Annotated in this window: 12 protein-coding genes; 8 read left to right on the top strand and 4 right to left on the bottom strand. The window is 74.0% G+C overall.

Features of this window, described 5'->3' with window-relative positions; translation table 11 throughout:
* Positions 1–89: 89 nt before the first annotated feature.
* The 3 genes from RM812_RS21210 to RM812_RS21200 form a co-directional block, all read right to left on the bottom strand.
* Positions 90–1,388: an MFS transporter gene (locus tag RM812_RS21210; RefSeq protein WP_311574786.1), complete on the bottom strand. Its 1,299-nt coding sequence runs from the start codon at positions 1,386–1,388 to the stop codon at positions 90–92.
* Positions 1,385–1,876, bottom strand: a complete 492-nt coding sequence (locus tag RM812_RS21205; RefSeq protein WP_311574785.1) for a MarR family winged helix-turn-helix transcriptional regulator — start codon at positions 1,874–1,876, stop codon at positions 1,385–1,387. The genes RM812_RS21210 and RM812_RS21205 overlap by 4 nt, the downstream gene beginning before the upstream one ends.
* 104 nt (positions 1,877–1,980) lie before the next feature.
* Positions 1,981–2,622, bottom strand: a complete 642-nt coding sequence (locus RM812_RS21200) for a hypothetical protein (protein WP_311574783.1) — start codon at positions 2,620–2,622, stop codon at positions 1,981–1,983.
* A gap of 415 nt (positions 2,623–3,037) precedes the next feature.
* On the opposite strand from RM812_RS21200, the gene RM812_RS21195 reads away from it, so the two are divergent.
* Both RM812_RS21195 and RM812_RS21190 read left to right on the top strand, forming a co-directional pair.
* Complete coding sequence (locus tag RM812_RS21195) at positions 3,038–4,108, top strand: C40 family peptidase (RefSeq protein WP_311574781.1); 1,071 nt, start codon at positions 3,038–3,040, stop codon at positions 4,106–4,108.
* Between the two features lie 205 nt (positions 4,109–4,313).
* Positions 4,314–5,540, top strand: coding sequence for an RICIN domain-containing protein (locus tag RM812_RS21190; RefSeq protein WP_311574779.1), 1,227 nt, complete (start codon positions 4,314–4,316; stop codon positions 5,538–5,540).
* A gap of 30 nt (positions 5,541–5,570) precedes the next feature.
* On the opposite strand, the gene RM812_RS21185 is transcribed toward RM812_RS21190, so the two are convergent.
* Positions 5,571–6,599 (bottom strand): saccharopine dehydrogenase family protein, encoded by a 1,029-nt coding sequence (locus tag RM812_RS21185; RefSeq protein WP_311574778.1) that lies wholly within the window; start codon positions 6,597–6,599, stop codon positions 5,571–5,573.
* Positions 6,600–6,708: 109 nt separating this feature from the next.
* Here RM812_RS21185 and RM812_RS21180 point away from each other — a divergent pair, with 109 nt between their 5' ends.
* The 6 genes from RM812_RS21180 to RM812_RS21155 all read left to right on the top strand — a co-directional run bounded on the left by RM812_RS21180 (position 6,709) and on the right by RM812_RS21155 (position 12,462).
* Entirely contained in the window at positions 6,709–7,698 is a 990-nt protein-coding gene (locus tag RM812_RS21180; protein WP_311574776.1) for a helix-turn-helix domain-containing protein, read from the top strand.
* A 205-nt stretch (positions 7,699–7,903) separates the two neighbouring features.
* Positions 7,904–9,034 carry an inositol-3-phosphate synthase gene (locus RM812_RS21175; RefSeq protein ID WP_311574774.1) on the top strand — a complete coding sequence of 377 codons (1,131 nt, stop codon included), beginning with the start codon at positions 7,904–7,906 and terminating at the stop codon, positions 9,032–9,034.
* Complete coding sequence (locus RM812_RS21170; protein WP_394816496.1) at positions 9,031–10,128, top strand: SCO3242 family prenyltransferase; 1,098 nt, start codon at positions 9,031–9,033, stop codon at positions 10,126–10,128. The genes RM812_RS21175 and RM812_RS21170 overlap by 4 nt, the downstream gene beginning before the upstream one ends.
* The gene (locus RM812_RS21165) at positions 10,125–10,970 is read left to right on the top strand and encodes a sugar phosphate isomerase/epimerase family protein (RefSeq protein ID WP_311574772.1); all 846 of its coding nucleotides are present in this window, start codon (positions 10,125–10,127) and stop codon (positions 10,968–10,970) included. The genes RM812_RS21170 and RM812_RS21165 overlap by 4 nt, the downstream gene beginning before the upstream one ends.
* Positions 10,967–11,590 (top strand): EboA domain-containing protein, encoded by a 624-nt coding sequence (locus RM812_RS21160; protein ID WP_311574770.1) that lies wholly within the window; start codon positions 10,967–10,969, stop codon positions 11,588–11,590. The genes RM812_RS21165 and RM812_RS21160 overlap by 4 nt, the downstream gene beginning before the upstream one ends.
* Positions 11,590–12,462 carry a TatD family hydrolase gene (locus tag RM812_RS21155; RefSeq protein ID WP_311574768.1) on the top strand — a complete coding sequence of 291 codons (873 nt, stop codon included), beginning with the start codon at positions 11,590–11,592 and terminating at the stop codon, positions 12,460–12,462. Before RM812_RS21160 ends, RM812_RS21155 begins: the two co-directional genes overlap by 1 nt.

Genomic DNA, 12,462 nt, shown 5'->3' with positions numbered 1-12,462 from the left:
GCTGCCCGGTGGCCTGGCGTCCGCTGTGCGATCCGGACGCCGCCGACGAGGAATGACGCCCCCTCGCCGGGGTGAAGGCTGGAGGCGAATCAGCCGGCCTGGCCGGCGGCCGCCGCGTCGGTGACTCCAGGGGCAGCCGGCTTCGCGGCAGCGGACGGCGTGCGGTAGGCGCGGAGGGGAGCGTTGGTCGCGGCCACGGCGGCGACCGCCAGGACGGCGGACAGCCCGCCGAGGACCAGGGAGAAGGACGCGGAGGTGGCCGACGCCACCAGGCCACCACGGAAGTTGCCGAGTTCGGGGCCCGCGACACCGCTGACGTGTTCCACCGAGGAGACCCGCCCCCGGTACGCGTCCGGGGTCTCCCACTGGACCAGGGCACCGCGGGTGACGACGGACACGGTGTCGGCGGCGCCCGCCACGGCCAGGCAGCCGAGCGCCAGCCACAACGGCCCCGCCAGACCGAAACACGCCAGCGCCAGGCCCCAGACACCGGCTGCGCACAGCTGGACCAGGCCGCCACGGCGCCGGCGCGTCACCGTGCCGGAGAGCAGGCCGGCCGTGATCCCCCCGACCGCGACGGCCGAGAGGAACAGGCCGAGGGTCTGCGGGTCTCCCTCGAAGCGGATCTCGTTGACCAGCGGGAAGAGCGCGACGGGCATGGCGAGGAGTGTCGCGGACAGGTCGGTGGCCATCGAGCCCCACAGCGTCGGGCGGCGCAGGACGATCCGCCAACCGCCACGCTTCGGTCGGCGCCGGCCGCCTGCCGCGTCGGCGCCTTCGGGCCGCATGGCGGGCAGCCGGATCACCGCGAGCATCGAGATCGCCGTGGCCACGGCCTGGGCCGCGTATGCGGCGGGGAAATCCCAGCGGGCGATGATCAGCCCGGCCATCGCGGGCCCGGTCAGCATCGCGGCCTGGAAGGAGACGTTGGTCAGCGCAAGACCGGCCGCGACCTGGTCGCCCGGCAACAACCGGACCGGGAAGGTGCGCCGGGCAGGAGCGCCGAGAGCGCTGCAACTCGTCCCTACGGCTACCAGGGCGAGCAGCACCAGCACGTCGCGGTTGTCCGCCAGCGCCTGGGCGCACAGCCCCGCGGCGGCCAGTAGTTGGCCCGCGGTGGTGGCCCGTACCACCGTACGGCGGTCGAAGGTATCGGCCAACGTGCCGCCGAGCAGTCCGAACAGCACCATCGGCAGGCCGGTGGCGAGCCCGATGGCGCCGGTGCCCACGGGGCTGCCGGTCAGGTCCCAGACCTGGGCCAACACCGCCACGTTGGCCATCTGTCCCCCGAGTTGAGAGGCGGAGGTGCCGATCCACAGATCACGGAACGACCGACTGCCGCGCAGCGGGCGGGTGTCGAGGAACCGGACGCGGACACGTCCCCTCATCGCGGTGGCTCGACGAGGTGGTGGAGGATCCGCTGCCGCATCGACCGGCGTTCCAGTGCCCGCCGTACCTCCTCGACCACGGCGGTCATCGCGTACGGGACCTCGCGGTCCAGCTCGGCGACCGTCTCGTGGGTGGCGCGCCACTCCGCCTCCAGGAACGGCACCAGCGACCGGCCCCGCTCGGTCAGGTCGATGCGCCGGGTGCGGGCGTCGGGCCCCGGCTCGGAGGTGACGAGATCCTCCTTGCGCATGGCGGCGATGGTCTGGCTGATCGCGGAGTGCGAGCGGTTCAGGGACTTCGCGAGCTCCCGAATGGTCAGTGGCCCGGTGTGGGCGAGCCTGATCAGCGGATAGGCGAACCGGGGGCGCACCCCCTCGATGCCACGCTCGACGTAGACCTGCTCGATCTCGGCGTCCATGGCCGCCAGAAGCTCGTGCAGGGAGTGCCAGGGATCGGGGAGCGCCGTGGGATCCGAAGATGATGTCACAGCGCTAATATAACAGTGCTGTGATAAACGTGCTCGTGGAAATCCCCGGGCCCTCACGGAGCGGTGCTCCGTGAGGGACGCGTGGGCGAGCCGCGTCGGAGCGCTCAGCGGTAGAGCACCTTCGAGGACGTGTAGTTCATGCTTCCGACGCCGGTGTAGTTGCCGACGTGGGTCCAGCGCTCCTGGCAGTTGGACCAGCGCTGGTAGCGCTTGACGGCCCAGGTCTGCTTCCAGATGCCGCGCTTGGCGACGAACATGCTGCGGGCCGGGACGCTGTAGGTGATGGCCTCGGCGGTGTTGATGCTGGCGGACAGCTCGAGCTCGAAGCCCTTCATGGTGGAGCTCTTCTGCTGGTTCTTCTTGTTGATCTTCGCCCTTGCCTTCTTCTGCAGGCTGGGCAGGGAGGGCAGGTCGCCGGTGAGCATGCCGCGGGCGGAGTAGGTCTGGGTGAAGGTGAACTGGTGCTGCTGCTGGGTGGAGGCGCCGTTGCGCCAGGTGATCTTCTCAGGGGCGCTGTCCCAGCCCTCGCGGATCAGGACGGGCGTGACGCGGTCGACGGGCTGGCACGTGTCCCCGCTCTTCGCCTTCGTACCGGCGAGGGCGACCTGGTCGGCGGTGCCGCCCTGTTCGGAGGCGGCGGTGAACACGTCGGTGACGGAGGTGCCGGCCACGACGCCGGTGACCAGGGTGCCGGCGAGTACGGCGATGACCAACGGCCGGGCCTTGCGGTTCTTGACAGCGGACATGCGGATGCTCCCTCGAGGAATGAGTGGGTGATGTGGCACCCCTGGGCCGGTGCCTCGGGGTGGGCCGTGTGAACGGCGGCTCGCCGCGGTCGTCGACACCGCAACGGCGAGAGAAGACGTGGCGGACCCGGATGCGCTTCGACGGCCGCGTCATCCGGGTGAGCCGGTCGATGGCAAGAGCGTGCCGGGTGGGGCCGGCGGTGGGCAACGCATGACGGCGTCTGGGACAGTCCTGAGTCGTCCATGCAGGTCACAGGCGGTTTCCGGGGGTGGGACGCCGCCCTTCCACCAAGGTGCCGCGGGGCGTGGACAGGCCGGGACTGTCCTGGACGCCCGAAGGCCTGGCGGGACACCCGCACGGCGCAACAGCCTCCTCTCCGGGCCGCGAAATCCCGGCCCCGCGAAGGAGGTTGTGATGACACAGCAGACCCTGCTCCCGTCTCGGCGGCAGACCACCGGGGAGCCGACCGCCAAGAGGCACGCCCCCGGGAGGCACGCCCCCAAGAGGCACGCCCCCCAGAAGCAGGCCCTCAGGAAGCAGACGTCACAGAGGGAGCCCCGGCCCGCGCCGGCGTCGCACCGCCGGCCGCGCACCCCGGGCCCGGGCAGCAGAAAGGGCCGCCTCGCCGTGTCGGGCGTGGCGGGACTGGTCCTGGCGTTCGTGCTGTCGCTGCTGGCGGGCGTGCTGCTGGCCGTGCACGGTCCGTCGGGCGCACCGGCGGCCGACGGTCCGTCGGTCACGCTCCAGCCGGAGACACCGGCCGAGCCCACACCGACGAAGCCCGCCGAGCCGACGAAGCCAGTCGAGGGGGGAACGGCGGAAGCCGGGCCCGCGAAGGCCGAGAAGGTCGCGCTGCGGTCCGGCGACACGCTCTGGGAGCTGGCCCGCACGCACGGCACGAGCGTGAAGGTGCTGCAGCGGCTCAACGACCTGGGCTCGTCGACGCTGATCTACGCCGGGCAGACGCTGGACGTGCCCGCCGCACCAGGCTCCGCCGGCTCGGCGCGACAGTCCTCGGCGGCGGCGCCCGCAGCGGTCGCAGCGGGCGGGCAGCCCAGCGCGACGTCCGCGGACAAGCCGGCCGAGACCGAGACCGAGACCGCCAAGCCGACCAAGCCGACCAAGCGGGACCGGTCGGCGCCGAGTGCCGTCATCGCCTACGCCCGGGCGCAGATCGGCAAGCCCTACGTCTGGGGCGGCACCGGCCCCGGCGGCTTCGACTGCTCCGGCCTGGTGATGCGGGCCTGGGAGAGGGCCGGGGTGAAGCTGCCGCGCACCACCTGGGACCAGATCCACGCCGGAACCGCCACCACCCGCAGCCGCCTGGTCCCCGGCGACCTCGTCCTGTCCTACGGCGGGGGCCACGTCGGGCTCTACATCGGCAACGGACGGATCATCCACGCCCCCAGGCCCGGCACCACCATCACCACCGCCCCCCTGCCCGCCCCCAGCGTTGTCACCGCTTACCGCCACATACATCTGTGAACGACGCAAAAGGGCAGTGCGGATGACGCGACCTCAAGCGGCCGGCAGCACCCCGCCCGCGCAGACGGCCGAACAAATGGAGAACAGCCTCATGTACAGATCAATGGCCTTTAAGCTTCCTTGGTACCCACGGGACAAGGGAGTGGCGATGGGACGGGGGCCGGATCCGGCAGCGGCACACAATCCTGCGGAGTTCATGGAATTCATGCGGCAGTTACGCCGCTGGGCGGATCTGAGCTACCGGCAGTTGGAGCGCAACGCCACCGACGCCGGCGACGTCCTGCCGCGCGCGACCATCTCCGCCGCCCTCACCCGCGACGAGCTCCCCCGCGAGGAACTCCTGGCCGCCTACGTGCGGGCCTGCGGCGGTGACGACGGCACGGTGTCCGCCTGGCTGGAGGCCCGTCGAAGCCTGGTCATGACCGGTGCGGGAACACCACCGGCCGTCTCCGAGGACGTCCCGCGGACCACTGCCCTCCAAGCGGATGACGACACCCCGCAGGGAACCCCGCAGAGCGGCGAGGAAGCCGCCGACGAGAAGCAGGACCCGGCCACCGACCCGGCCGACGAACCGATCCCCCTCCCGACCGCAGCATCGGCCACCGGACCGGCCGTCGACAGCCCCGGTCTCCCACATGCCCGGTCGAACTGGCGACGGCAGGGCCCGCTGGTCGCGATCGCCGCCTGCACCGTCGCCGGAATACTGACCCTGGCCCTCTGGCCGCACGACAACGGCACCGGCGACGACCGCGCGGACAACGCGCCCACGAGCGCCCCGCCTCCCAGCACCGCGGCCGGCACCACGCCCAGTGCCGCCCCCAGCGACGACGCCGAGTCGAAGCAGCCCGGTTCCTCGCCCACCGCGAGCCGTTCGGCCACCGCCGACCCTGCGGCCTCCCCCCTCGCCTCGCCGGTCGATCACGAGGAAACGACCCCCAGCTCCAGCCGCCCCTCTCCCACGCCCAAGCGGACGGATGACTCCGCCCCCCTTCCGGCCACCGGATGGACCGGTATCCACCCCGCCTCCGCCCCCTCCCGGTGCCTGACCGAGGGCCGCGAACGCAACGGCCGCACCACCCGGGAAATCGCCGTCCAGCACTCCTGCGCCGACGCCCCCCTGCCCCGTGTCTACCTCGAGAAACTGGGCGGGCAGACCTACCGCATCCAGTGGCACCACCCCGAACACGGCACGGGCTGCCTGGCCGTCGACGGAGCCTCCACCACCTCCGGCGCCCTGCTCGCTCCCAGGGACTGCGCGGACAGCGACAGCCAGAAGTTCCGCCTGGAAGCCGCAGGCGGCGGCTTCCGGCTCCGGCCGCTCCACAGCGGCCTGTGCGTCGGATTCCTCCCGCCGGTCACCGACGGCGCCGAGGCCGTGCAGACCGCGTGCACCGGCACCTCCGGCCAGGCCTTCACCTTCACCCCGAGCTGAAGCGCGAGGGTGCGGGGCACTGCCCGCCGACTAGCCGCGCACTTCCAGGGTGATGTGCGGGGACAGCGCGCGGAGGAAGTCGGGCGCGTCGAAGATCTCGCCGGCGGAGGCGACTCCGGTCGCCCTGGTCCGACCCGTGAGGATGCGGTCGAGCGCTTCCACCACGAGCGGCGCGGTGACGGCGTAGATGTCCCGGCCCCTGGCCACGGCACGCCGTTCACCGGCGCCGGAGCGCACGACCGCGTCGACGAGGAAGGTCTGCCCGGACCGTCCGCGCTCGTCGGCCGCGGCCGGTGACGGCGTGTCCGGGGCCGAGAGGTCCCGGGCCGCCTCGATCGCCATGTAGGTGCGCACGTCGGGGATGGACAGGTGGCTGGGAACGGTGACGACATCGGCCATCGTGAACTCTCCGATGACGGCCCGGGGGCCCATCGGGGCGGGAAAGGGCCATTCCAGGGTGGGCAGGTCGTCCTGGTGGTACTCCAGCCGTCCGTTCCGGTAGCGGACGCTCCGGCCGTCCCGCCGCTGCCGGGAGACCGCGCCCGCGGCACGGGTCCCGGCGGTGGGGTGCCAACTGCTCAGCCCGTAGGCGATGTGCGCCTCGTCGGCCGCCGTCCAGTCGCCCATCGCCGTGGTGATCAGCAGGTCACCGAGGCCGCCGTAGAAGGCCATCGCGGGAACGATCACCGCGGCGGCCTCTCGTGCCCGGTCGGCGAAGTGCGTGAACGTGTCGGCGTTGGCCTCGATCTCGGCCGCCACGTCCACGTACGGGATCCCGGCCCGCAGGGCCGCCTCGACCACCGGGGCGGCCGTCGTGGCGAAGGGTCCGGCACAGTTGATCACGGCTGCCGTGCCGGCCAGCATCCGGTCGAGCGCCGCCGGTTCGTCGACCGACGCCGGGTGGGCGTCCAGCCCGGTTTCGTACGCCAGTGCCTTCAGCTTGTCGGCGTCGCGACCGGAGAGCACCGGGACGAACCCGCGCTCCCGCAGCTCCGTCACCACGAACAGCCCGGTGTGTCCGTACGCGCCGTACACCGCGACCCTGGGCCCCGTCGTCATGGGTGCTTCCCTCGCTCGAATGATCCGTCCTGCTCCGTCGCGACCATCCTGGCGGGGGCAGGGGGCCCGCACGAGTGTCCGGAACGACGTGACCCGTACACTTCCGGACGTGGACACTGTCGCGCTGGCCGTCACCGACGGGATGCTTCACTTCGAACTGGCCACGGCGTACGAGGTCTTCGACGCCGCCCCGGCCGGCGTGGCGGGTCCGTGGTACCGCCTCGTCGTCTGCGGGCCCGGCCCCGTACGGGCCGGCCGGTTCCTGCTCGAGCCCGATCACGGACTCGACTGGCTCTCGCACGCCGACACCGTGATCGTCCCGGGCTGGGCCGACATCGACGAGGCCCCGCCCGCCGACCTGGTCGACGCGGTGCGCGCGGCCCACGAGGCGGGCGCACGCCTGGTCTCCCTGTGCACGGGTGCCTTCGTACTGGCCGCCGCCGGCCTGCTGGACGGCCTGCGCGCGACCACGCACTGGGCGCACACCCGGGCCCTGGCCGACCGCCATCCGAAGGTCGACGTGGACCCGGACGTCCTCTACGTGGACAACGGCAGCGTGCTCACCTCCGCCGGCAAGGCCGCCGCGATGGACCTGTGCCTGCACCTCATTCGCCTCGACCGCGGCTCGGCGACCGCCAACGCGGTCGCCCGCCGCCTGGTCGTGCCGCCGCACCGGGACGGCGGGCAGGCCCAGTTCGTCACCGCCCCGGTGCCCGCCCCGGACCATCACCCGCTCGCCGAACTGCTCCCCTGGGCGCTCGAACGGCTCGACCAGCCGCTGACAGTCGAAGACCTGGCCCGCCGGGCGCGGATGAGCTCGCGCCACCTGGGCCGCCACTTCAGGGCCGCGACCGGTACCACGCCCCTGCAGTGGCTGCTCACCCAACGGATCCGCCGCGCCCAGGAGCTGCTGGAGACCACCGACGACAGCGTCGAAACCGTCGCGGTGGCCACCGGCATGGGAACCGCCACAACGCTGCGCCGGCACTTCAACCGCACGGTCGGCCTGCCCCCGAACACCTACCGCCGCACGTTCCGCACGTTCGGCACGCGACACCACTCCGGCCCCGACGACAGCGAACAGCACCACAGCCCCTGAGCCGGTCACGGGAGCACCGCACGCGCCCCACACGTGCCGCCGCGCAGAACACGTGGTGGTCGAGCGGTGGCCGGGCCTCCGGTGGGAAACCGCTCGGTCGCGGCTCGACGGCGACCGGAGACGGACCGCCGTCGGCCGCTCGGATCGGCATTCTGGCCGGGCATCCGCTTGTGCGGACCTCACCCGACGCCCAAGGAGGCCGTCCGTGTCCGTTGACGCCCACACTCCCGCCGCAGCAGGGCCCACCGGCGTGTGGCTGGTCGGCGCCCGGGGCTCGGTCGCCACGACTGCCGTCGCCGGCTGTGCCGCCCTGGCGGGAGGGCTGCTGCCGCCCACCGGCCTGGTCACCGAGACCCCCGCGTTCGCCCACAGTGGTCTGCCCGCGCTGTCCTCCCTGGTCTTCGGCGGCCACGACACCGCCGGCGGCCCGCTGCCCAAGCGGGCCGAGCAACTCGCCGCCCAGGGCGTGCTGCCCCACTGGCTGCCGGGCGCCGTGCACGGCGAGCTGTCCGCCGCCGACGACCGCATCCGCCCCGGCGGACCCTCGGTCGGTGACGAGCGCGGCACCGAGGAACTGATCGACGCGTTCGCCGAGGACCTGCGGGAGTTCGTCCGCACCACCGGCGCCGCCCGCGCCGTCGTGGTGAACGTCGCCTCCACCGAGCCCGTCCCCGGTCCCGGCGAGTGGCCGGCCAGTTCCCTGTACGCGGCGGCGGCTCTGCGCGCCGGCTGCTCCTACGTCAACTTCACGCCCTCGGCCGGACTGCACCACCCGGACCTGGCCGTCGCCGCCGCCGACTCGGGCCTGCCCCACGCGGGCCGGGACGGCAAGACCGGCCAGACCCTGCTGCGGGCGGTGCTGGCGCCGATGTTCCGTCAGCGGGCCCTCGAGGTGCGGGCCTGGTCGGGCACGAACCTGCTCGGCGGCGGCGACGGCGCCGCGCTCGCCGACCCGGCGGCCGCCGCCGCGAAGAACGCCGGCAAGGAGCGGGTGCTGGTCGACAACCTGGGCACGCGGCCCGAGGGCGACGTGCACATCGACGACGTACCGGTGCTCGGGGACTGGAAGACGGCGTGGGACCACGTCGCCTTCGACGGCTTCCTCGGCACCCGCATGGTGCTCCAGACGATCTGGCAGGGCTGCGACTCGGCGCTCGCCGCGCCGCTCGTGCTGGACCTGGCGCGGCTGCTGGCCCGCGCCCACGAGGTCGGCCTGTCCGGGCCACGCCCCGAACTCGGCTTCTACTTCAAGGACCCCGACGGCGACAGCATGTCCCTGGCCCAGCAGTACGAGGCCCTGCTGGCGTTCGCCGGCCGGCTGGGGGAGCACCGGTGAGCCTCGCCTCCACCGGCGTGGTCCGGCGACTGCGCTCCGGGTTCTCCCGCAGCGCCGCCACGGCCGCCGGTCCCACGGCCCCTGGTCCCACGGCCGCCGGTCTCACGGCCATCGGTCCCACGACCGCCACGCCCGGCCGCGCCGCCCGCCCGGCGGTCACCGTCGCCGCCAAGGCCCGGGCCTGGGCCGAACTGCTGCGCCTGCCCGCGGTGCTCACGGTGCCCGGCGATGTCCTGGCCGGCACCGCGGCCGCCGGGGCGCGGCCCGGGCGGGCGACCGCCCTCGCGGTGGGCGCCTCGATTTGCCTGTACGAGGCGGGCATGGCCCTCAACGACTGGGCGGACCTCGACGAGGACGCCGTGGCGCGCCCGCACCGCCCGCTGCCCTCGGGCCGCGTACGGCCGCGGGCCGCGCTCACGGCGGCGGGCGCGCTGACCGCGACGGGTTTGGCCCTGGCCGCCTGCGCGGGCCGGCGGACCCTCGCCGTCGCCGCGCCGCTGGCGGCCACGGTGTGGGCGTACGACCTGAAGCTGAAGCACACCGCGGCCGGTCCCGCAGCCATGGCCGCCGCGCGCGGCCTGGACCTGCTGCTGGGCGCGGCCGCCGCGGACCGTCCGCTGCGCCCGGCGCTCGTCCCGGCGGCCACCCTGGCCGGCCACACCTGTGCCGTCACCCTGGTCTCCCGCCGTGAGACCGAGGGCGGCTCACCGGCGGCCCCGCTCACGGCCCTGGCGGCCACCGCGGCCCTCACCGCAAGCCTCCTCTCCGCCCCACACCACCCGGCCGCGGACCACCCGGCCCCACACCACCCGGCCGCGGACCGCCCGACCGCGCACCACCCGACCCCGCACCATCACGCCGTACGCACCGCCCTGGCCCTCGGCTACCTCACCACGGCCGCCGGGCCTCTGGTGCACGCCGCCCTCCATCCTTCCCCCGCGCTCGTCCAGCGGGCCGTCGGCGCCGGGATCCGGGCCACCGTCTGTCTTCAGGGGGCGTTGGCGGCCCGGGCCGGGGCGCCCGCGACCGGGTTGCTGACCGCGGCGCTGGCCCCGGCCGCGGCCCGGCTGGCGCGGAAGGTGAGCACCACATGAGCCGGCTGCGCCTGGGCTACGGCACCAACGGGCTGACCGACCTGCGTCTGGACGACGCGCTCGCCCTGCTCGCCGATCTCGGCTACGACGGTGTCGGCCTGACCCTCGACCACATGCACCTCGACCCGCTGGCCCCCGACCTGGCCTCGCGCGCCGCCCGCGTCGCGCGCCGCCTGGGCCGGCTCGGGCTGGAGGTCACGGTGGAGACCGGCGGCCGCTACGTCCTCGACTCGCGCCGCAAGCACGCCCCGACTCTGCTGGACGACGACGAGGACGCCCGCTGGATGCGCGTCCGGATGCTGATCCGCGCCGTGCGGGTCGCCGCCGACCTCGGCGCACACGCCGTCCACTGCTTCAGCGGCGTACGGCCGGCCGAGACCGACCCGGACACCGCCTGGAAGCGACTGGCGAACGCGCTGGAACCGGTCCTGGACGCCGCCGAGGAGACCGGCGTCCCGCTCGCGATCGAACCCGAACCCGGCCATCTGCTGGCCACCCTGGCCGACTTCCACCGGCTGCGGGCCGACCTCGGCGACCCGCCCCTGCTCGGCCTGACCCTCGACATCGGCCACTGCCAGTGCCTGGAGCCCCTGCCGCCCGCCGACTGCGTGCGCGCCGCCGCGCCCTGGCTGAGGCACGTGCAGATCGAGGACATGCGCCGCGGCGTCCACGAGCACCTGCCGTTCGGCGAGGGCGAGATCGACTTCCCGCCCGTCCTGGCCGCGCTGGCCGACACCGGCTACCAGGGGCTGACCGTGGTCGAACTGCCCCGCCACTCGCACGCCGGCCCCGAACTCGCCGCGCAGTGCCTGCACTTCCTGCGAAACGGAGGCACCGGATGACCGCCGCCCACGCCGAAACGGACACCGCCGTCCAACCCGCCATCCATCCCCCCGTCCCCCCGGCCGCACCCGGCACCGACCAGGACGCGCACCACTGGCTCGCCCGGGCGTGCGCCGCGGCCGCCGCCGGGGACCCCGCATGGGAGCTGCGCTTCGCGGAGGCCGGCCGCCGGTGCCGCGTCCTCGGCGACGCCGCCCGGGTGGACCTGCTGGCCGCCGCCCGGCCGGACGCCCCCACCGTGACCCGGCTGTACCGGCAGGGCACGGCCGCCGAGCGCCGCGCCGTACTGCTGGCCCTGCCTCGGCTGGACCTCGCGCCCGCGCACGGGGTGCCGCTGGTCGAGGACGCCCTGCGCACCAACGACACCGGCCTCCTGGCCGCCGCCGTCGGCCCGTACGCCGCCCGGCACCTGGACGCCCACGCCTGGCGGCACGCGGTGCTCAAGTGCCTGTTCACCGGCGTGCCGGTGACCCGTGTCTCCGCTCTGGCCGACCGGGCCCGCGGGGACGGGGAGCTGGCCCGGATGCTGCACGCGTTCGCGGACGAGCGCACCGCCGCCGGACGTGCGGTCCCCGCGGACCTGCACCACGTGCTCGCCCTGACCGAGGAGGAACGGTAATGCGCATCTTCGACCCGCACATCCACATGACGTCCCGGACCACCGACGACTACGAGGCGATGTACGCCGCGGGGGTCCGGGCCGTGGTGGAGCCCGCGTTCTGGCTCGGCCAGCCCCGCACGTCGGTCGCCTCCTTCCAGGACTACTTCGACGCGCTGCTCGGCTGGGAGCCGTTCCGCGCCGCCCAGTACGGCATCGCGCACCACTGCACGATCGCCCTCAACCCCAAGGAGGCCAACGATCCCCGGTGCCTCCCCGTCCTCGACGAGCTGCCCCGCTATCTCGTCAAGGACCAGGTCGTGGCGGTCGGTGAGATCGGCTACGACTCGATGACCCCGGCCGAGGACACCGCGTTCGCCGCCCAGCTCCAGCTGGCCGCCGACCACGGCCTGCCCGCCCTGGTGCACACCCCGCACCGCGACAAGCTCGCCGGGCTGCGCCGCACCCTCGACGTGGTGCGCGAGTCGGCGCTGCCGACGGACCGGGTGCTGGTCGACCACCTCAACGAGACCACCGTCGAGGAGGCCAAGGACAGCGGTGCCTGGCTCGGCTTCTCCGTCTACCCGGACACCAAGATGGACGAGGCCCGGATGGTCGCCCTCCTGCGCGAGTACGGCCCGGAACGGGTCCTGGTGAACTCCGCGGCCGACTGGGGCAGGAGCGACCCGCTCAAGACCCGCAAGGTCGGCGACCTGATGCTCGCCGAGGGCTTCACGGAGGACGACGTGGACCTCGTGCTGTGGCGCAACCCCGTCGCCTTCTACGGGCTCAGCGGCCGCCTCGCCCTCGACGTCGCCGCCACCGGCCCCACCCACGAGGGCAACTCGATCCTGCGCGGCGCCCCGGCGCACCCCGTGCCCACCGGGCGGTGA

The organism is Streptomyces lancefieldiae, assembly GCF_031845825.1.
GTDB classification, from domain to species: Bacteria; Actinomycetota; Actinomycetes; order Streptomycetales; family Streptomycetaceae; genus Streptomyces; species Streptomyces lancefieldiae.
Note: the sequence above shows the minus strand (reverse complement) of the source record. Positions and strands in the feature narration are given on the sequence as shown.

Coding starts and splice junctions, on each gene's coding strand:
- RM812_RS21195 (WP_311574781.1), top strand. CDS start 3,038: ATGACACAGCAGACCCTGCTCCCGTCTCGGCGGCAGACCACCGGGGAG.
- RM812_RS21165 (WP_311574772.1), top strand. CDS start 10,125: ATGAGCCGGCTGCGCCTGGGCTACGGCACCAACGGGCTGACCGACCTG.
- RM812_RS21200 (WP_311574783.1), bottom strand. CDS start 2,622: ATGTCCGCTGTCAAGAACCGCAAGGCCCGGCCGTTGGTCATCGCCGTA.
- RM812_RS21155 (WP_311574768.1), top strand. CDS start 11,590: ATGCGCATCTTCGACCCGCACATCCACATGACGTCCCGGACCACCGAC.
- RM812_RS21160 (WP_311574770.1), top strand. CDS start 10,967: ATGACCGCCGCCCACGCCGAAACGGACACCGCCGTCCAACCCGCCATC.
- RM812_RS21185 (WP_311574778.1), bottom strand. CDS start 6,599: ATGACGACGGGGCCCAGGGTCGCGGTGTACGGCGCGTACGGACACACC.
- RM812_RS21190 (WP_311574779.1), top strand. CDS start 4,314: ATGCGGCAGTTACGCCGCTGGGCGGATCTGAGCTACCGGCAGTTGGAG.
- RM812_RS21210 (WP_311574786.1), bottom strand. CDS start 1,388: ATGAGGGGACGTGTCCGCGTCCGGTTCCTCGACACCCGCCCGCTGCGC.